Genomic DNA, 19,552 nt, shown 5'->3' on the forward strand with positions numbered 1-19,552 from the left:
GGGCCCGGGGGTTTACCCGCCGGGGGCGGGCGCGGTCGCTTTTGGTTTTATTTGTGATTCCCTTTTTGTTGGGGCCCCCCCCCCCCCCCGCCCGGCCGGGCTTTTTGCTGGCGCGGGTGACCTAGTAGGCGCGGGCGAAGTAGGCGCGGCGCGGGCTAGGCTTGCCCGTGACCATGCATATGCCCTCTTCATCGGCCTCGTTCAGGGGCAGGCAGCGCACGGTGGCTTTGGTTTCCTCCTTAATGCGCTCTTCGGTTTCGGAAGTACCGTCGTAGTGGGCCAGCAGGAAGCCGGGCTCCTCGTCCAGCATCCGCTTGAACTCGTCGTAGCTATCCACGCGGGTGGTGTGGGTGGCGCGGAAATTTTTGGCGCGCTCGTAGATGTTAGTCTGGATGTCGGTGAGCAGCTGGTCCACGCTGGCCACGATATCGGCCAGGGGCAGGCTCATTTTCTCTTTGGTATCGCGGCGCACCACTTCCACCATGCCGGCGTCGAGGTCGCGTGCGCCGATGGCCAGGCGCACGGGCACGCCCTTCAGCTCCCACTCGGCAAACTTGAAGCCCGGGCGCTCGGTGTCGCGGGCGTCCAGCTTCACCGAAATGCCCCGGGCAATCAGGCCCATCTGGATGGGTTTGATGCGCTCTAGCAGGGCATCGAGCTCACCGGTTTTGTAGATGGGAATGATGACCACCTGGATGGGGGCCAGCTTGGGTGGCAGCACCAGGCCTTCGTCGTCGGAGTGGGCCATCACGAGGGCACCCATCAGGCGTGTGCTCACGCCCCAGCTGGTGCCCCATACGTATTCGCGCACGCCTTCCTTATTAGCAAACTGCACATCGAACGCCTTGGCAAAATTCTGGCCCAGGAAGTGGCTGGTGCCGGCCTGCAGGGCTTTGCCGTCCTGCATCAGCGCCTCAATACAATAGGTATCCTCGGCGCCGGCGAATCGCTCGTTGGGAGTTTTCACGCCCTTCACCACGGGCAGGGCCATGTGTTCCTCGGCAAACTCGGCGTACACGTCGAGCATCTGGCGGGTCTCGGCCACGGCTTCCTCGGCGGTGGCGTGGGCCGTGTGGCCCTCCTGCCACAGGAACTCGGCGGTGCGCAGAAACAGGCGGGTGCGCATTTCCCAGCGCACCACGTTGGCCCACTGGTTGATGAGCAGCGGCAGGTCGCGGTAGCTCTGCACCCAGTTCTTATACGTGCTCCAGATGATGGCCTCCGAAGTGGGGCGCACCACCAACTCTTCTTCGAGCTTGGCGTTGGGGTCGACGCGCAGCTTGCCGGGGCGGTCGGGGTCGGTCTGGAGGCGGTAGTGGGTTACCACGGCGCACTCTTTGGCGAAGCCTTCGGCGTTTTTTTCTTCGGCCTCAAAAAGGCTTTTGGGTACGAAGAGCGGGAAGTAAGCATTTTCGTGGCCGGTGCGCTTGAACATATCGTCCAATTGGCGCTGCATTTTTTCCCAGATGGCGTAGCCGTAGGGTTTAATGACCATGCAGCCGCGCACGGCAGAGTTTTCGGCCAGGCCGGCGCGCTTCACTAACTCGTTGTACCAGAGTGAATAATCTTCCTGGCGGGTAGGCAACTTTTTGCTCATGGGAGGCATCTTAGGGGTAATTGAAAAAGTTCCCGGTTTTGGTACAGGATTTGAGTTGACCTTGGGGCACCGTTTCGGGGTCAAATTACGTTATTAAAGTGCGGACCTCCTTGCGGAAGCTCTTTGCGCGGGCAGGGGCAGCAGTCAGCTTAAATCTCCCTTATTTTAGCCGGCTGGGTCCTGATTTCTAGTCGCTTCATCCTGCTTCCATCGTATAGGTCGTTACTTTACATAAAGCCTTCCCATCCTTATCTTTTTTCAATCATGAGAAACCTGCTCACCGCCTGTTTGCCCGCTTTGGCCCTGTTTGCGCTGGGCGGCTGTGCGGGTACTTCGGCCCTCACGTCGTCGGAAGACGACGGGGTCTATTATTCGTCGAAAGACCGTACTACGGCCGTCGTCAGCACTGCTCCGGCCCAGGCCGCCAACAGTGAGGAGGCGAACCCGGACTACAACGGCGGCTCCAGCAATTCGCCGTCGGCCCGGCAGGGTTCCGGCTCCGACCAGTATTACGACAACACCTATACCTACATGCGTGGCGCGCCCGGCTACGGGGGCTCAACGAGCTACTATGGCCCGGGCCTGAACTCCTATTCTCCCTATAGCCCCTACACCAGCCTGAGCTATGGCGGCGGGGCCTATGGCTACGGCGGCTACGACCCTTTTTATAGTTCCTTCGGCAGCCCATTTGGCTACAGTCCTTACGGCTATGGCTCGGGTCTGAGCATCAGCTTTGGCTTTGGCCGCTCGTTTGGATATGGCGGCTACGGCGGCTATGGTTACAGCCCGTTTGGCTACGGTGGATATGGCGGCTATAGCCCATTTGGCTACGGCTACGGCGGCTTTGGCGGCTATGACCCCTTCTACTACAGCAGCCCCCTTTATGGCGGCTACTATGGCCGGAACTACTATGGCGGCGGTGGCTATTATGGCGGCGGGGGCTACTACGGCAACAACTACAACAGCGGCTATTATAGCAACGGCGGCGACCGGGGCACCCGCAACTACGGCAGCCACCGCACCGACCGGGCTTCGGATGGCCGGCATTCGTCGGGCATCGTGGGCAGCACGCCGGGCAACCCCAACCCCGGCGCGCCGAATGGCGGCGGCCGCGTTCGCAGTGAGCGGGTTACGTCGAACACACCCGAGTCGATGCCCATGGGCACGGCCGATGCTGTGGGCCGCACCCGGAGCGAAGCCGCTTCGCAACCCATGCGGGCCAACGACTCCTACAACCAGCCCCGCAACATGGACGGCCAGCCGCGCTACCGCAACATGGACCCGGCCACGAACATGCAGCCGGCAATTGGCGATGCTTCGGGGCAGGGCCGGATAATGCGTGACGACGGCCGGGGCCGGGCGCGCAACATGGAGGCCCAGCCGCAGAATAGCGGCCAGATGCAGCCCGCCGCAGTGCCACAGGAAGGCCAGCGCCGGCGCGGGGGCTTCTTCCAGAACGTATTTGGCGAGCCCACCAATAACAACAGCAACGGCCAGGCGGCCGAGCAGCCCCGCCAACGCTATGAGCAGCCCCGGCAGCAGCGGGCGTATGAGCAACCTCAGCAGCGCACCTACGAACAGCCTCAGCAACGCTCCTACGAACAACCCCAGCAACGCTCCTACGAGCAGCCTCAGCAGCGCTCTTACAGCCAGCCTTCCTATTCATCCCCATCGCAGAGCGGTGGCGGTGGTGGCGGAGGTGGTGGCGGCGGCCGTGGTCGTGGCGAGTAATTTTCCGCCTGTGGTTTCTGCATAAAGAATTTCCAGTGAGCCGGCCGAACGGCCGGCTCCTTTTCTTCCTACACTATGAAAAAACGGATTATCTGGCTTAGCCTGGCCCTCGTAGCAGGGCAGGCAGGCCACGCCTTTGCCCAGGATGCCAGCGATGCCCTGCGCTATTCCCGCCTGCAGTTTGGCGGCACGGCCCGCACGCAGGCCATTGGGGGGGCCAATGTGGCCCTGGGAGCCGACTTTGGTAACCTCACCAGCAACCCGGCCGGGCTGGGCCTGTTTCAGAAATCGGAGGTGCACCTAACGCCTGGCATTGGCATTGGGCAGAGCGACAGCCGCGTTGATGGCGGCACGGGAGCAGCCCAGAACGAAGCAAGGAACAGCTTCCACATTGGCAGCGCCGGCGCGGTGTTTGCCACCCGCCGGCCCGATAATGACCAGACCAGCAACTGGCGGGGCGGGGCTTTTGCCCTGGGCTTCACTCGGCTGGCCGACTTCAACACGGGCTTCCGCTACGGCAATACCCTCAGCAACCGCACGGTGAACGGCTACAACCTGACCGGCGACGACCAGTCGTACCTGGCTTCGCTGCGCCGCACGGTGGGTTTCGATGGCTACACGCAGGCTGATATCGACAAAATACGGGCCGACAGGAAGACCGGCCAATACTCCTCCCTCAATCGTCTTGCAGATGGAGCCTACCTTACTGACATTGCCAAAGACCGTAACGGCAACGACCTCGGCGTGGCCTCTACTACGCGCAAGGGGCCAATCGGGCAGGCGGGCAGTGTGATTTCGCGGGGCTCGGTGTCGCAGTTCGACCTGGGCTACGGTGCCAACTACCGCGACCGGCTTTACCTGGGCCTGGGCGTGGGCATTGTGAGCTCGAACTTTACCCAGACCCGCAATTATACCGAAACCGAAACCGATGCCACCACTCACCTCAGCGACTACACGCTGCACGATGAGCTGAGAACCACCGGCACCGGCCTCAACGCCCGCATCGGGGCCATTTACCGGGCTACGGACGCGCTGCGCTTCGGGGCTTCTATCCAAACGCCCACGTTCATGCGCCTCACCGACAATTACAGCGCGGCCTTTACCACGACGTTTACGGCGCAGGGCAACGATGTGGTGGCGACTTCGCTCCCCACGGGCCCGGTGGGCGTGAAAGTGCTCGACCAGGCGTTTCCGCTCTATGCCTACACCATCACCACCCCTTTCCGGGCCAATGGCGGCGTGGCCTACACCCTGGGCAAGCTCGGGTTTATTTCGGGCGATGTGGAGTACGTGGGCTACGGCCAGGCGCGGCTGCACAACGACTCGCAGGACGGCAACGGCGACAACTATTCCTTCGCCGCCGAAAACAGCGACATTCAGGCCAGCTACAAGAATACGGTCAATATCCGCGTTGGGGCCGAGGGCCGCTTCGATGTATTCCGGGTGCGCGCCGGCTATGCCCGCTACGGCGACCCGTACAAAATTGACAGCAACAACGAGCGGGCGCAGAACTTCTACACCCTGGGGGCCGGGCTGCGGCAGGGCAATTTCTTCCTGGACCTGGCCGGCGTCTACACCCAGCTCAACCAGTACCACACCCCCTACGACCTGGGCGGCTACGAGCCGCTGGTGAAAGTGAACAACACCCGCTTCACCACCAGTGTCACGGCCGGCATCACGTTCTAAGCAAGCTGCCAAACACGCCAAAAAAGGGCTGCTCCATATCGGAGCAGCCCTTTTTATTGGCCTGCGGCTACGCTACTTCTGCACCCGCACGGAGCAAATCATCACCGGGGCCGAACCCGGCACGAGGTCGGAGATGAGCAGCAGGCCGTAGCGCACGGTGGTGCCCTCGGTGATTTTGAAGGCCAGCACCTGGCCTTTGCTCAGCGCACCGGTGTAGAAGGAGTTGGGCGAGTAGGCAGTGCTGTTGGTGGTGTAGCTGGTGGTGAAATCGGTGGCGACGGTCTTGCTGAACTGGTCGCTGCTGATTGTGGTGAGGCGCAGGCCGGTGGCGCGGCGGGTGGCCCAGGCGGCGGGCAGCGTGCACACGGTATCGGCGGTGTTGGCGGGCGCTACCAGGCCCACCGTGGTACCCGTGCCGCCCGACACGCAAATCAGGTCCACCAGATTCTGGTTGGCCGCCACGGAGCGCTCCTGATTCAGCACCGCGTACTTGGGCAGCTGCAGGCCGTATTGCAGGTTGAGGAATACACGGCTGCGGTCGCGCACGCCCTTGGCTACCACCGCCCGGCGCGGCACCGGCCGCAGCACCATGGTGTAGCTATGAAACAGGGCCGCCGAATCGGCTTTGCGCACCGTGAGGCGGTAGGCGCGGGTGGCCGAGGCCTGGGCCACATCGGTAGCAGTGTACTGCCACAGCTCGGTGCCGGAAGTGGCGCGGGCCGAAAACTGATTAACGAAAAGCGTTTCGCTGATGGAGTGGCCGTTGGTATTGCCTACCTGCGGCGCAATCAGCGAGTCGAGGTAGGTGATTTCCTGCTTAGCAGGCGCGTTTTTGGGTTCGAAGGACGACAGGGGCACCGGGTAGGTGATGGGCTGAAGGCCGGGGTCATACGTCACCTTGATGGTCAGGCGCTTGAGCATATTGTCGTTGCCCACGGCATAGGCCCGGGTAGTGAGCGTATCGTTCGGCTGCACGGTCTTGTTGCTGGAAGTCAGCGTGGAAATACCAACAAAATCAAGCTGGACCGGGCGAGCGGTTTTGGAGCAGGAGGCCAGCAGCACGGGCAGGCAAAGCAACAGGAGGCGAACACGCATAATGCAAAGGTAACGGGGGCTACGGCCTGCAACAGTGCTGCCGCCGAATGTTACCTTTAACGCTCAGTTCCCATCCTTATTTCGATTTTGTCCTTATTTCCTATGCGTTTACGCTTTTTAGCCCTGGCGGCCCTGCTGGCCGCCAATGGCCCGGCCCTGGTGCCCGGCCTCACCCCTACCCTCGCCCACGCGCAGCAGAAGCTGCCCCTGACCTTAGAAGACATCTGGGCCAAGCCCACGTTTCGCTCGGCCTCGGTGCCGGGTTTCAACTGGATGAACGACGGCCGCTACTACTCGGCGCTGGACAACGGCAGCCTGGTGCAGTACGAAGTGACCACCGGCAAAGCCGTGCAAACCCTAGTAACCGCCGCCGAGCTGGAGCTGGCCGGCGCGGCGCTCAAAGTCGATGGCTACTCCTTCAATGCCAACGAGCAGAAAATCCTGTTCACCACGGGCACTGAGCCCATTTACCGGCGCAGCGCCCGCGCCAGCTACTACGTGTTCGACCGCGGCACCAAGAAGCTGACGCCGCTGAGCGCCGGCGGCAAGCAGGGCTACGCCACGTTCTCGCCCGACGGCCAGCGCGTGGCCTTCACCCGCGACAACAACGTGTACGTGACCGACCTGGCCACGATGCAGGAAACCGCCGTGACCACGAATGGCCTGAAAAACAACATCATCAACGGCTCGGCCGACTGGGTGTACGAAGAGGAGTTTGGCTTCGCGCAAGGCTTTTTCTGGTCGCCGGACAGCAAGCAAATTGCTTTTTACACCTTCGACGAAAGCCAGGTGCCCGAGTACGACATGCAGGAATGGGGCGGGCTTTATCCCAAGGAATACCGCTTCAAATACCCCAAGGCCGGCGAGAAAAACTCGGTGGTACTGGTGAGCAGCTACGACGTGGCCAGCGCCCGCACCACCAAAATGGACGTGGGCCCCGTGGCCGACCAGTACATCCCGCGCGTGCAGTGGACGCGGGTGCCCAACACGCTCAGCATTCAGCGCCTCAACCGCTTGCAGAACAAGCTCGAAATTCTGCACGGCGATGCCACCACCGGCAAGACCAAGGTGGTGCTCACGGACACCAACCCCGCCTACGTCGAGATAAACGACGATTTGAACTACCTCGAAGGCGGCAAGCAGTTCCTGTTCACCAGCGAAAAGGACGGTTACCAGCACCTCTACCTGCACGACATGGACGGCAAGCCCGTGCGCCAGCTCACGAAGGGCAACTGGGAGATTTCGGCCATCAACGGCTTCGATGCCAAAACCGGCTTCGTGTACTACACCAGCACCGAAGGCTCGGCCCTGCAGCGCCACCTCTATCGCGTGAACCTGAGTGGCAAAGGCAAAGAGCGCATCAGCGAAAACGGCCCGGGCACCGACGTGGTGAATATGAGCCCCGACACGAAGTATTTCCTGAACGTGCACTCGGCGGCGGGCGTGCCGGCCGTGACCAGCCTGCGCGAAGGCGGCACCGGCAAGCTGGTGAAAACCCTGGAGGACAACGCCAAGCTAAAGCAAACCCTGACGCAGTACGACCTGGGCAAACTCGAATTCATCACCTTCAAAACCACCGAAGGCGTGGAGCTGAACGCCTGGATGATAAAGCCCAGCAACTTCGACCCCGCCAAAAAATACCCCGTGCTGATGCACGTGTACGGCGGCCCCAGCTTCGGTAGCAGCAGCACCCAAACGGTGCTGGATAACACCGGCGGCGGCACGGCCCTCACCAACTACCTCTGGCACCAGATGCTGGCCGAGAAGGGCTACATTGTGGTTTCGGTGGAAAACCGGGGCACCTCGGGCCGGGGCTCGGCCTTCCGCAAGGCCACGTATGCCAATTTGGGCAAGCTCGAAACCATCGACCAGGGCGAAGGCGCCAAGTACCTGGCCACGCTGCCCTACGTCGATAAATCCCGCATCGGCATCTGGGGCTGGAGCTACGGCGGCTACATGACCTCGCTGGCCATGACCAAAAACGCCGACCTCTTCAAGATGGGCATTGCCGTGGCCCCGGTCACAAACTGGCGCTACTACGACACCGTGTACACGGAGCGCTACCTGAAAACGCCCCAGGAAAACCCCGGCGGCTACGACGACAACTCGCCCGTGCAGTTTGCCCAGAACATGCGCGGCAAGTTCCTGCTCGTGCACGGCACCGGCGACGACAACGTGCATTTTCAGAACTCCATCGCCTTCGTCGATGCCCTCATCAAGGCCAACAAGGACTACCAGACGCTATACTACCCCAACCGTAACCACGGCATTTCGGGTGGCAATACGCGTCTGCACCTCTACCGCCAGATGACGAATTTCGTGCTGCAGAATCTGTAGTCGAACCATCCCGAAAAGTAGTGGCCCGGTGCCGCCTCGCAGAGTTGCGGGCGGCACCGGGCCACTACTTTTCGATGGGTTGCAGGCTACAGCTTCAGCAGCCGGCGCGCAGCTTGCTGGCTGGGGTTGCGCACCCGTAGCAGGTACACACCGGCCGGCACGGCCCGCACATCCAGCCCCACGACTTGGCCGCCATTTATGGGTTGCGTCAACAGCAGCTGGCCGCTGAGGCTGAGCACCTCCACGGTACCAGGCTGCGCGGGCCAGGCCGTAAGGTCCACCATCACCTTATCGGCCATCGGGTTTGGGCTGAGGGTGAGCGTGGTAAAACGGGCTTCGAGGTTCACGGAAGCAACCGGCGAGTAACTGACCGTGCCATCGGCATCCACCTGCCGCAGGCGGTAGTAGCTCAGGCCGGCCAGGGGCTGGGTATCGGTGGCCAGGTATTCAGCAATGGCCGTGGAATTGCCCTGACCTTTGATGGTCAGCAATTTGGTAAATTCCTGGCCATCGGCGCTGCGCTCAATGGCGAAGTACGCGCTGTTTTTCTCCGAAGCGGTGGCCCAGCTTAGCACCACGCGGCCATTGGCAGGCGTGGCAGCAAAGCGGGTGAGCTCCACGGGCAACGGTACGATGACGCAAGCCGTCACGGTAGCCGCCACCGAGCCCGTTTGCACATTGAAACCTTTGTTGGTAACGGGTCCGGTGCCCGGCGTACTATCGCAGAAATCCAGCAGGCCCGAGGCCCCAAAGCCGAAGAAGGAATTAGTGCTCACGCCCGCCACGCGCACGCTGCCGCTGGTTGCCGTCGGCGAGCCGTTGAAGGTGCCGCTGTTGGTAAAGTTGCCGGTGACGTTCAGACGCCCGGCATTAGTGAAGGCGCCGCTGCTCACATTCTCAAAATACCCGGCGGCGGCGCTCAGCGTGATGGTGCCGTTGTTGACGGTGGTGGCCTTGTTGCTGTAGTAAGTGCCCGGGCTGATGGTGCCGTTGTTGGTGGTGGTAGCCCCGGAGTTTTGGTTGTCGTAGTAGCCGCCGGGCGCAATGCGGCCGTTGTTGGTAGTGGTGCCGCCGTTCACGTAGTTTCCGCCGGGGTTGATGGCGCTGTTCACCACCACGGTGCCGGTGCTCGAGCCGGTGGTGAAATTGCCGGTGGGGTTCAGGGTGCCGTCGTTGGTGGTGGTGCCGCCGTTGTTGGTATAAGCAGCCGTGGCAATGGTAGCCCCCGCATTGTTGGTAAGCGTGCCGCCGGTCACCGTCACCGAAGTCGTGGCCGTGATGCTGTTGGCATTGGTGGTGGTGCCGCCACTCTGGGTGTAAGTTGCCGCCGCGATGGTTCCGCTCGCACTGTTGGTAATGGTGCCGGAATTGGTGTACGCGGCCGCCACGTTTATTGCGCCGCTGTTGGTGGTGGTGCCGCTGTTGGTATAGGTAGCCCCACTGGCAGTCAGGCTAATAATACCGCTATTGGTGGTAGTCCCGCTGGTGGTATAGCTGGCAGTAGGGGTAATGGTACCGGTATTAGCAAGGGTGCCACTGGTCGAAAAGCTGCTGGCATTCCAGGCAGCGCGGTTATCAATGCTGCCCGCGCTGCTGATGCCCGCGTTGGTATTCACCGTGCCCGCGTAATTGATAATGGAGGTGCCGGCAGAGGGCGAAATGCTGCTGCTGAAGGTGAGCGTGGGCGTGCCGCCGTTGCTGGCGTTGCTGATGGTGGTGGTGCCGCCAAAAGCCAGCGAGCCAATCGTGGCCGTGGCCCCGGCGCGGTTGCTGAAAGTATTGGTGCCCGAAGGAAACGTAATGGCTGCGGTCCAGGTACCGTCATTGGTCAGGGCAAAATTTCCCGCCCCGAAGCTCTGCACCGGCTGCGACCACGTTGCCCCGGCATTGTTGGTGAGCGTGAAGTTGGTACTGATTCCCCCCAGCGTATTCGTCCAGGCACCAGAGTTGATGATGGTCACCGGGTTGGTTTGCACCCCATAGCTGATGGCATTCCAGGTGCCGGTGTTGTTGATGGTCACGCCATTGAGCGGCGAAAACTGCGTCCCACCTGGCCCCCAACTCCCGGCGTTATTCACGGTGCTGCCCACAGCTATGCCACTGTAAAAATTGCCCGTCCAGGTGGCCCCGGCGTTGTTATTAATGGTGGTGGCGGCGCTAATACTGTTGCCGCTGCCACTGATGGTGCTGCCGGAATTATTGTTGACGGTGCAGCCCGTTGCGTTCACACTCAATGCGCCGCCATAGCTGATGCTATTAAAATTGACCGTGCAGTTGCTATTGGCCACGGTAATACTGCCTGAATAGCCACCACTTACGTTGATGGTAGTCCCGGATAAGCTGGTGGTGTATGCCACACTGCCACCCGTGAGGGAAACCTGGGCGAAGGCAACTGGCCCTACCACCATCAGCAACAACAACAGGAGAATGCGGCAGCAACGGTCAGTATCGGACAAAACGCAGAAAAAGGGAGTATTTTTTAAAAAAATCATATATAAAATTTTAAGCAGCACAAATATATAATTTAGGTACTGTACACCAATATATTAGCTAAGTCCAGCCCACGAACAAAGGGGCCCGTACTGATTACAGATGGCTTCGCTCTACGACCAACGCCTTCTATCACCCAATGAAACTCTGTTTTTGGCCGACCAACAATTCCCCATCTTTTTTGGGCTACCGCGCATTTTTTTCGAATTGCTGACTGCACCGGCTTATAGGATGGGCGGCGAGGGCCGGCTACCCCGTTGAGGCTTGTCGCAAGTTGAAGCCAACCTGGTTGTCCAGGCTTCAACCGTTCAGCGCGCTGGTGCAGCTTCTTCACGCCGGTACGACGGTTCGTCTGGCCCAGGCGATAGTTCGGCAACTGCGGCTTTGCCCAGCGGCGGGTCCGTTGCCACCTTTGGAATATGAAAACGCCCTCCCTTACCTGCCCGGCCCTGTTCCGCCTCATCTTCCTGCTGCTGTTCGCGGCTACCAGCGCCCACGCTGCGCCCGTGGCTTTAGCAAACGGCACGCCTACCGTCACCACCTCCGATGGGGTGCGCCTGTATGTGCGGGTGGCGGGCCAGGGCCGCCCCTGCGTGTTTGTGCACGGCGGCCCCGGCGCGGGCTCCGAATTGCAGGAAACCCTGGCCGGCCCCCTGCTGGAGCAGCAGTTTCAGATGATTTACCTCGACCAGCGCGGCAGCGGCCGCTCGGCCAGCTCAACAACCAAAAGCTACGGCCTGGCCCGCCAGGTGCAGGATTTGGAGGAGCTGCGCCAGCAGCTGCACCTCGATAAATGGGTGTTGCTGTCACACTCTTTCGGCGGCCTCATTGCCACGGCCTACGCCCGGCAATACCCCGGGCACATACTGGGGCTAGTGCTCAGCAACAGCATTCTGAACCTGCCGGCTTCTATGGAAAGCCTGGCCACCAACGGCTACGCCCTGCTGCCGCCCGCCGCCCGCGCAGCCGTCAATGCCACCGCGCCGCTGCCCCAGCGCTTCGGCATGGTGATGGGCCTGCTCAACCAGCAGCACCTCATGGACCAGCTCATGTACGCCACCGACTCTACGGCCGCCCGCGTGGCCCGCATCAGGCCGGCCCAGCCGGCCAACCACGACTTTGCGGCCTCCCTCTACCAGCCCGGCGTTATCGACGGCTACCTGGAGGATTTCACGGCGGCCACCCCCACCCTGCGGATGCCCGTGCTGGTACTGCCCGGCCAGGCCGATGCCGTGACCGGTCCCCAGCACCAGTCCTTCCACTTCCCCAATCAGCGCGTGGTGCCCATGCCGGGCAAGCACAATGCCCTGCTCGAAAGCCCGCAGGAAGTAAGCCGGGCGCTGGCCGCCTTCGTGCGCCAGCTGCCAAAGTAGCGTCGCCCGTCGGCCCAGAAGCTGTCCCGCCCAGCAGCCCGCCCGTTGGGATGCGGCTACCGGCGGGTGCCGCGCACCACGCGCGCCTTCCCGAACATATCGGACAGCACGCGTACATCCTCAAAATCATCTGGCGTGAGCAGGGCCGCTGTTTCAGCGCCTAGTGCTTCGTTGATTTCCAGATAAATATTTCCGCCAGTGCACAGCAGCGCTCGGCCCACCTCGGCTAGGCGGCGGTAGAAAAGCAGCGGGTCGGCATCGGGCACAAACAGCGCGGTGGCGGGCTCCCAGGCCAGCACGTTGTCGCGCATTGCGGGGCGCTCGCTTTCGCGCACGTAGGGCGGGTTGCTCACCAGAATATCCAGCGAGCCAGGGGCAATTTCCTCCGGTAATCCCTTCAAAATATCAACTTGCTCAAACGCCACCCCGGGCGCGAAACGGGCGGCATTGCGCCGGGCCACGGCCAGCGCTTCGGCCGAAATATCCACGGCCAGCACCTCGGCGGCGGGCAGTGCGCGGGCCAGTGCCAGCGCCAGGCAGCCCGAGCCCGTGCCCACGTCGAGCACGCGCAGGCCCGGCCGGCCCGCCTGCTCCTGCCGGATGAGGTGCACCAGCTCTTCGGTTTCGGGGCGCGGGATGAGGGTGGCGGGCGTCACCTCCAGCTCCATGTCGGCAAAGTAGGCGATGCCCAGCACGTACTGCACCGGCTCGTGGGCCAGCAGGCGGGCCAGTAGCGGCTGCAGTGCGGCTTCCGCGCCGTCGGCGATGGGCTGCTGGGCCTCCATCATGCGCTCCAGGGCATCGAGTTGCAGCAGGTGCTCGGCGACGAGCGCGGCAACGGCTTGCGCTTCGGGCTGGGGGTAGATGGGGAGTAGCGCAGTAGTAACCGAGGTGGTGAATTGGCGAACGTTCATTACGACAAAGGTAGCGCCGCGCCCCAGCGGCGGCCCGGCCCTTACCTTCGCCCCCATGGAAAACGATGATGCCCTGTTCATGCGCCGCGCCCTCGATTTGGCACTGCTTGGCACTGGCTACGCCCGGCCCAACCCCCTGGTAGGCTGCGTAGTAACCCACGAAGGCCGCATCATTGGCGAGGGCTGGCACAAAAAGCACGGCGGCCCCCACGCCGAAGTAAACGCCCTGGCGGCGGTAGAAAACCAGGAGCTGCTGAAAAAAAGCCGCGTGTACGTGACGCTGGAGCCCTGTGCCCACCACGGCAAAACGCCGCCCTGCGCCGATTTGCTCATTGCCAAGGGAGTGCCCGAAGTGGTGATTTGCAACGAGGACCCCTTCCCGCTGGTGGCCGGGCGCGGCATCGAGAAGCTGCGCGCCGCCGGCGTGCACGTCGAAACCGGCTTGCTGGCCGAAGAAGGCCGCTGGCTGAACCGGCGCTTCTTCACCTTCCACGAGAAAAAACGGCCTTATCTGGTGCTGAAATGGGCCGAAACAGCCGACGGCTTCCTGGCCGGCCGTTATTTCCAGCAAGTGCAAATCAGCGGGCCGCAGGCGGGGCTGCTCACGCACAAGTGGCGCACCGAGGAGCAGGGCATTCTGGTGGGCACGCGCACGGCCCTGCACGACAACCCGCGCCTGAGTGCCCGCGACTGGCCCGGCGCCCAACCTACGCGCCTCGTCATCGACAAAAACCTGAGCCTGCCGCCCACCCACAACCTGCTCGACGGCTCGCAGCCCACCATCATCTACACCTACCGCCAGCCGCGCCACGCCACCAACCTCGACCACGTCATGCTCTCCGAGGCCGACGACCTGCTGCCCCAGGTGCTGGCCGACCTCTACCAGCGCCAGGTGCAGTCGGTGCTGGTCGAAGGCGGCCCCACGGTGCTCAACGCGCTGCTGAACGCCGGACTTTGGGATGAAATCCGCGTGTTCCGCTCGCCCATGAAGCTGGGCCAGGGCATTGCCGCGCCGTGCCTGGGCCACGGCGGCCTGCGCGAGCGCACAAACGTTGGGGCCGATGAGCTGTTTTGGTACGTGAACGATAAGTAACGCGGGCTTCTAGTCCGCGAACGCACCTTTAAAATACGTCTATCTAAAATTCATTCGCGGACTAAAAGCCCGCACTACAAGCAATTATGGCCGAAACCCTTGCCCTCGACACCACGCTCACCAAAGCCGAGCAGTACCGGCAGCTCCTGCCCCAAATCGAAGCCCTCACTACCGGCGAGCCCGACCTCGTTGCCAACCTGGCCAACACGGCCGCCGCGCTGCGGCAGGCGTTCGGCTTTTTCTGGGTCGGCTTCTACCTCGTGAAGGGCGAAGAGCTGGTGCTGGGCCCATTCCAGGGTCCCATCGCCTGCACGCGCATCCGCCAGGGCAAGGGGGTGTGCGGGGCCAGCTGGGCCCGCGCCCATACCATCCTCGTGCCCGACGTGGAGGCTTTCCCCGGCCACATCGCCTGCAGCTCCGATTCGAAATCCGAAATCGTGGTGCCCATTCTCAAAAATGGCCTGGTCGTGGCCGTGCTCGATGTCGACAGCGACCAGCTCAACGATTTCGACCAGGACGACCAAACCGCGCTGGAGCAGCTAATGCAGCTAGCCGCCACCTGGTTCTAACCACTGATTAGCGCGGATTTTAGCGGATTTCACGGATTTTGTGAACGATTAAAATCAACAAAAAAGGCTTGCCAATTGGCAAGCCTTTTTTGTTCTCCTGACACCTTTATGAGTCTCTGGATGACTGGCAATAATCGTCCACAAAATCCGTGAAATCCGCTAAAATCCGCGCTAATCAGTGGTCAGACTTTCAGCTGGCAAATGACGGTTTCGCCGCCTTTCACCTTCTGGCCCAGCTCCACTTTCACTTCGGTATCCAGCGGCACGAACACATCGACGCGTGAGCCGAACTTGATGAAGCCGAACTCTTCGCCCTGGCTCACTTCGTCGCCCTCGTTCACGTACCACACAATGCGGCGGGCCATTGCCCCGGCAATCTGCCGGAAGAGCACGAGCGGGCCGGCATCGGACTCTACCACCACGGTGGTACGCTCGTTTTGGGTGCTGCTTTTGGGATGCCAGGCCACTAGGTAGTTGCCGGGATGGTACTTAAAGTACTTCACCAGGCCCGAAATGGGGTTGCGGGTAACGTGCACGTTGATGGGCGACATGAAGATGCTGATTTGCTTGCGCTCATCCTCAAAATACTCGGGCTCAAACACGTTCTCAATCACCACCACCTTGCCATCGGCCGGAGCCAGCAGCAGGTCTTCGTGGGTGAACAGGTGCCGGAACGGACTCCGGAAGAACTGGAGAATCAGCAAAAAGATGATGACCGTGGCCCCGGCAAAGAGGCGGTTCACCAAATCCTGGCCCCGATTGAACTGGAACATGAGCAAATTGAGCGCCAGCAGAATCAGCAGCGTAACAAACAGAATGCGTCGTCCTTCTTTATGAATCTTCATAATCACTGATTTTCGCTGATTAACCGTGATTTCGCTGATTTCAGCATAGTCAATCGGCGCAACAAGCCGCCCGGCCGGGCAAATTACGGCCAGAAACAGAAACGGCACGGACCAAGCGGCCCATGCCCTTTCTTACACACAACAAAATAACAACCGGCCCGGCGAATTTACTGCCGGATTTACCTTTCTATTTTAGAAGCCGCCGCGGAACTTGTAGGTCTGGGCCACTTTGTCGATGCTCACGACGTAGGCCGCGATGCGCATCGGGATTTTATATTTCACACTGGTCTGGTACACCTTCTCGAAGGCGTCGGACATGATGCGGTCGGCGCGCTCGGTCACCATTTCCTCGGTCCACTTAAAGCCCTGGCGGTTCTGCACCCACTCGAAGTACGACACCGTGACGCCGCCCGAGTTAGCCAGAATATCCGGCACCACGAGGATGCCCTTTTCGTTGATAATCGAGTCGGCCGAGGCCGAAGTGGGGCCGTTGGCACCCTCCACGATGAGCTTGGCCTTGATGTCGCGGGCGTTGTGCTCGGTGATGACATCCTCCACGGCGGCGGGTACCAGCACGTCTACGTCGGCGGTCAGCAGGTCGTCGGCATTCTCCATCAGCGTGGCACCGGCGTAGCCATCGAGGCGGCCGTTGTGCACGTTTTTGTAGGCAATGGCTTCGTCGATGTTGATGCCATCGGCGTTCCAGTAAGCGCCCGATACGTCGCTCACGGCCTTAATCTTTACCCCTTTCTCGCTCAGCAGCTTGGCGGCCCACGAGCCTACGTTGCCAAAGCCCTGCACGGCGGCCGATACTTCGGTGGGTTCCAGGCCCAGCTTGGCCAGGGCGGCCAGCGCGGATACCATTACGCCACGGCCGGTGGCCTCGGTGCGGCCCAGCGAGCCGCCCATTACCAGCGGCTTGCCGGTTACTACGGCGGGCGAGGTTGCACCTACCGTTTTCGAGAATTCGTCCATCAGCCAGGCCATTTCGCGCGGGCCGGTGCCCATGTCGGGGGCCGGAATGTCGCGGTCGGGGCCGAACACGTCTTTCAGGGCCAGCGTGTAGGCGCGGGTGAGGCGCTCCAGCTCGCCGGCGCTCATGGTGGTAGGGTCACAAATGATGCCGCCCTTGGCCCCGCCGTAGGGAATATCAACCACGGCGCACTTCCAGGTCATCCAGGCTGCGAGGGCCTTCACCTCGTCGAGGTGCACGTGCTTATCGTAGCGAATGCCACCCTTGCTGGGGCCGAGGATGGTGTTGTGAATCACGCGGTAGCCTTCGAACACGCGCAGCTTACCATTGTCCATCGTCACGGGCAGGTTCACGATGACCTGCTTATCGGGCGCTTTGAGAACGTTGTAGGTTTCGTCGTCGAGGCCGAGGATTTCGGCCGCGATGTTGAAACGCGACATCATGGATTCGAGCGGATTTTCGCGGTCCATTATCGGAGCCGGCTCCTTGTACACAGTGTGGGCTGCCATTCGGGAAGGGGATTTAGGGATGGGGTTGGGTGGGATAACAGGTACGGTTTAGGGCCGCAAAGGTATTGCTTTTGTCAGTAGCGCGAAGTGATGTTTCGCGTCTCCGCGCATTTTGCCCAACGGCACGGGGAAGGTGGGAAGATGCGAAGCGGCGCTTCGCACTACAACCCTACCAGCAGCTGCAGCAACGCCAGCACCGGCAGCACCAGCAGAAACGCATCAAACCTATCGAGCAGCCCGCCGTGGCCGGGCATGATGCTGCCCGAGTCCTTCACCCCCACGCTGCGCTTGAGCATGGACTCGGCCAAATCGCCCAGCGGCGCGAACACCGCTACCACGCCCGCCGCCACGAGGCGGTGCGTGAGGGGCATATCGGGTAGCATGTAGCCGATGGCCCAGCCCACTACCAGTGTCAGCACGAAGCCGCCGGCCCAGCCTTCCCAGGTTTTGCCGGGCGAGATTTGGGGAGCCAGCTTGTGCTTGCCGATAGCGCGGCCCACGGCGTATGCGCCGATATCGGAAGCCCAGATGAGGAAGAGCAGGGCGAAGACGCGGCGGTAATCGTACTGCCCAGCACTGTATGCAATGACGTTCAGAAGAGTCATTGGTACGCTGATGTACATTAAGCCAAAAACGGCTGTAGCCGCATTACCAAATGGTTGTGAATAACGAGGCCACACAACCATCTCACGAACTAACAATATTACGGGTAGCAAGATGGCTATACTACGCCACAGGAATTCGATATTAACAACTGCTCCAATTGCTCCAAAAAAGGCAGAAAAGCCGTTGGGTTCATTGGAAGCACTAACAATATCATGAAAAATCACCCACGATGTACCACAAAATAGCGCAAGGCTCACCCCCACCCCAATCCACGTAGCCGGTGCGTAGCCGCCCGCCCGCATCATGCGGTAAAACTCCCACAGCATGATGGCCTGCACGGCGGCAAAAAACAACCCGAACGTCCAGGGGCTGAACCAGACGCTGCCCAGCAGCAGCACGGCCCCGATGACGCCCCAAATGACGCGCAGGCGCAGGTTGCTGGGGCCGGCGGGCGCGGCGACAGTTTCGGGAGAAACAGAAACAATAGGAGGCGTAGAGTCGGGCAAAATGGGGAAGGATGTAGAGACGCATCTTTGCGTCTCGTCGTTGCTGATGTTGTTTATTTTGAGCGAGGTAGCACGGTTCCGGTCGTTCAACGCAAGCCGTTTAACGCCGAAACGCAATCACGCGTCGCCACCGCGCACGGCCACGCCCTCGCTGCTGAGGGTGAGCATGGCAGTGGGCGCAGCCGGGGCCGTAAAGTGCCGGTGCAGGACATAAAGCAGCCCGGCCGAGAGCAGCACCGACGGAATGGCCAGCGCCCAGGGCAGGGCATCGGAAGAATCGGGGTCGAAGCCCCAGCCGAACTGGCCGCGCTGGGCCAGGTAAAGCAGGACGAGCTGGAAGGCATTCTGGGTGAAGTGCGCGGCCATGCTCACCAGAATATTGCCGCTCCAGAGGTACAGGTACCCCAGCACCAGCCCCAGTACGAAGCGCGGCACAAACCCAAAAAACTGCATGTGAATGGCCGAAAAAATGGCCGCCCCCAGCCACACGCCGATGTGCGGCGAAAACCAGCGCACCAGGTTTTTCTGAATCACGCCCCGAAACACCAGCTCCTCGGCCACGGCCGGCACCAGCCCAATCACCAGCACGCCCACCCAGAACCGCGCGGGCGAGTTGAAATTCGTCAGGAACTTGGTGAGTACGGCGGCTTTGTCCTCACTGGTCCGCGCCCACACCTCAAAATCGTTCAGGGCGGCCGGGAAATGCGCGCCCGCGTTCCAGGCAATGATGGTGGACATAAACGGCAACGTGACGATGATGAGCACTGCCACCACAAGCAGCCACCCCGCCGCCCCCAGCCGGCGCGGACTAAAATACTCGGCCCAGCCGTAGCCCAGCGCCGAGGCCAGCCCCAGCGCCCCGCCCGTGCCGGCCACAAACAGCAGCACGCCCTGCATCATCATCAGCAGGCTCCAGCCCTGCGGGGAGGCCGCCGGGGCCTGCGCCACCTGCTGGATTTCGAGCACCGACATTCCGAAGCCCCACTGCGCCCAGGCGAAGATGATGGCGTAGCCCACGCAGCCCCCCGCCACCAGCATAGCCAGTAGCACCAGTATCTGTAGGCCAGGGTGCAGCGTGCGGGGCAGGAAACCTTTCATAGCGGGGTACAAGTTGGGAAGGGCGTAAATTTACCGCAGTTTTTAACTTAGGACCCGTTTGTCATCCTGAGCGGAGCGAAGGACCTTATCACGCACGAACGGTTCGCAGTAAATCTAACGGCGTAAACGT

The 19,552-nt window shown here is 61.5% G+C and carries 14 protein-coding genes; 6 read left to right on the forward strand and 8 right to left on the reverse strand.

The genetic code is table 11. From position 1 onward, the window contains the following. Window positions 1-121 precede the first annotated feature (121 nt). Window positions 122-1,597: a proline--tRNA ligase gene (gene proS / locus HBN54_RS06260; RefSeq protein ID WP_168672308.1), complete on the reverse strand. Its 1,476-nt coding sequence runs from the start codon at window positions 1,595-1,597 to the stop codon at window positions 122-124. A gap of 264 nt (window positions 1,598-1,861) precedes the next feature. On the opposite strand from proS, the gene HBN54_RS06265 reads away from it, so the two are divergent. Together HBN54_RS06265 and HBN54_RS06270 are read left to right on the forward strand one after the other, a co-directional pair. Then, window positions 1,862-3,328, forward strand: a complete 1,467-nt coding sequence (locus HBN54_RS06265) for a hypothetical protein (protein ID WP_168672309.1) — start codon at window positions 1,862-1,864, stop codon at window positions 3,326-3,328. A gap of 75 nt (window positions 3,329-3,403) precedes the next feature. Then, the gene (locus tag HBN54_RS06270) at window positions 3,404-5,014 is read left to right on the forward strand and encodes an OmpP1/FadL family transporter (RefSeq protein ID WP_168672310.1); all 1,611 of its coding nucleotides are present in this window, start codon (window positions 3,404-3,406) and stop codon (window positions 5,012-5,014) included. A 72-nt stretch (window positions 5,015-5,086) separates the two neighbouring features. Here the strand turns inward: HBN54_RS06270 and HBN54_RS06275 are convergent, their stop codons facing one another. Next, window positions 5,087-6,109, reverse strand: a complete 1,023-nt coding sequence (locus HBN54_RS06275; RefSeq protein WP_168672311.1) for a hypothetical protein — start codon at window positions 6,107-6,109, stop codon at window positions 5,087-5,089. Between the two features lie 102 nt (window positions 6,110-6,211). On the opposite strand from HBN54_RS06275, the gene HBN54_RS06280 reads away from it, so the two are divergent. Continuing rightward, window positions 6,212-8,446 carry a S9 family peptidase gene (locus tag HBN54_RS06280; RefSeq protein WP_168672312.1) on the forward strand — a complete coding sequence of 745 codons (2,235 nt, stop codon included), beginning with the start codon at window positions 6,212-6,214 and terminating at the stop codon, window positions 8,444-8,446. An 86-nt stretch (window positions 8,447-8,532) separates the two neighbouring features. On the opposite strand, the gene HBN54_RS06285 is transcribed toward HBN54_RS06280, so the two are convergent. Further along, window positions 8,533-10,902: a T9SS type A sorting domain-containing protein gene (locus tag HBN54_RS06285; RefSeq protein ID WP_168672313.1), complete on the reverse strand. Its 2,370-nt coding sequence runs from the start codon at window positions 10,900-10,902 to the stop codon at window positions 8,533-8,535. 453 nt (window positions 10,903-11,355) lie between these two features. Here HBN54_RS06285 and HBN54_RS06290 point away from each other — a divergent pair, with 453 nt between their 5' ends. Continuing rightward, entirely contained in the window at window positions 11,356-12,309 is a 954-nt protein-coding gene (locus HBN54_RS06290) for an alpha/beta fold hydrolase (RefSeq protein ID WP_168672314.1), read from the forward strand. Between the two features lie 56 nt (window positions 12,310-12,365). Here HBN54_RS06290 and prmC read toward each other — a convergent pair whose 3' ends face one another. Beyond that, window positions 12,366-13,223, reverse strand: a complete 858-nt coding sequence (prmC, locus tag HBN54_RS06295; protein WP_168672315.1) for a peptide chain release factor N(5)-glutamine methyltransferase — start codon at window positions 13,221-13,223, stop codon at window positions 12,366-12,368. A gap of 55 nt (window positions 13,224-13,278) precedes the next feature. On the opposite strand from prmC, the gene ribD reads away from it, so the two are divergent. After that, window positions 13,279-14,316: a bifunctional diaminohydroxyphosphoribosylaminopyrimidine deaminase/5-amino-6-(5-phosphoribosylamino)uracil reductase RibD gene (gene ribD, locus HBN54_RS06300; protein WP_168672316.1), complete on the forward strand. Its 1,038-nt coding sequence runs from the start codon at window positions 13,279-13,281 to the stop codon at window positions 14,314-14,316. 86 nt (window positions 14,317-14,402) lie between these two features. Further along, on the forward strand, window positions 14,403-14,885 hold the full coding sequence (locus HBN54_RS06305) for a GAF domain-containing protein (RefSeq protein ID WP_168672317.1): 483 nt from the start codon (window positions 14,403-14,405) through the stop codon (window positions 14,883-14,885). A gap of 182 nt (window positions 14,886-15,067) precedes the next feature. Here the strand turns inward: HBN54_RS06305 and HBN54_RS06310 are convergent, their stop codons facing one another. The 4 genes from HBN54_RS06310 to HBN54_RS06325 all read right to left on the reverse strand — a co-directional run bounded on the left by HBN54_RS06310 (window position 15,068) and on the right by HBN54_RS06325 (window position 19,422). Continuing rightward, window positions 15,068-15,730 carry a phosphatidylserine decarboxylase family protein gene (locus HBN54_RS06310; RefSeq protein ID WP_168672318.1) on the reverse strand — a complete coding sequence of 221 codons (663 nt, stop codon included), beginning with the start codon at window positions 15,728-15,730 and terminating at the stop codon, window positions 15,068-15,070. 192 nt (window positions 15,731-15,922) lie between these two features. Then, window positions 15,923-17,212 (reverse strand): Glu/Leu/Phe/Val family dehydrogenase, encoded by a 1,290-nt coding sequence (locus HBN54_RS06315; RefSeq protein ID WP_168672319.1) that lies wholly within the window; start codon window positions 17,210-17,212, stop codon window positions 15,923-15,925. Window positions 17,213-17,373: 161 nt separating this feature from the next. After that, the gene (locus tag HBN54_RS06320; protein ID WP_168672320.1) at window positions 17,374-18,324 is read right to left on the reverse strand and encodes a phosphatidate cytidylyltransferase; all 951 of its coding nucleotides are present in this window, start codon (window positions 18,322-18,324) and stop codon (window positions 17,374-17,376) included. 117 nt (window positions 18,325-18,441) lie between these two features. After that, window positions 18,442-19,422 (reverse strand): CPBP family intramembrane glutamic endopeptidase, encoded by a 981-nt coding sequence (locus HBN54_RS06325; protein WP_168672321.1) that lies wholly within the window; start codon window positions 19,420-19,422, stop codon window positions 18,442-18,444. Window positions 19,423-19,552: the final 130 nt, after the last annotated feature.

Source organism: Hymenobacter artigasi, from assembly GCF_012275535.1.
Taxonomy (GTDB): Bacteria; Bacteroidota; Bacteroidia; order Cytophagales; family Hymenobacteraceae; genus Hymenobacter; species Hymenobacter artigasi.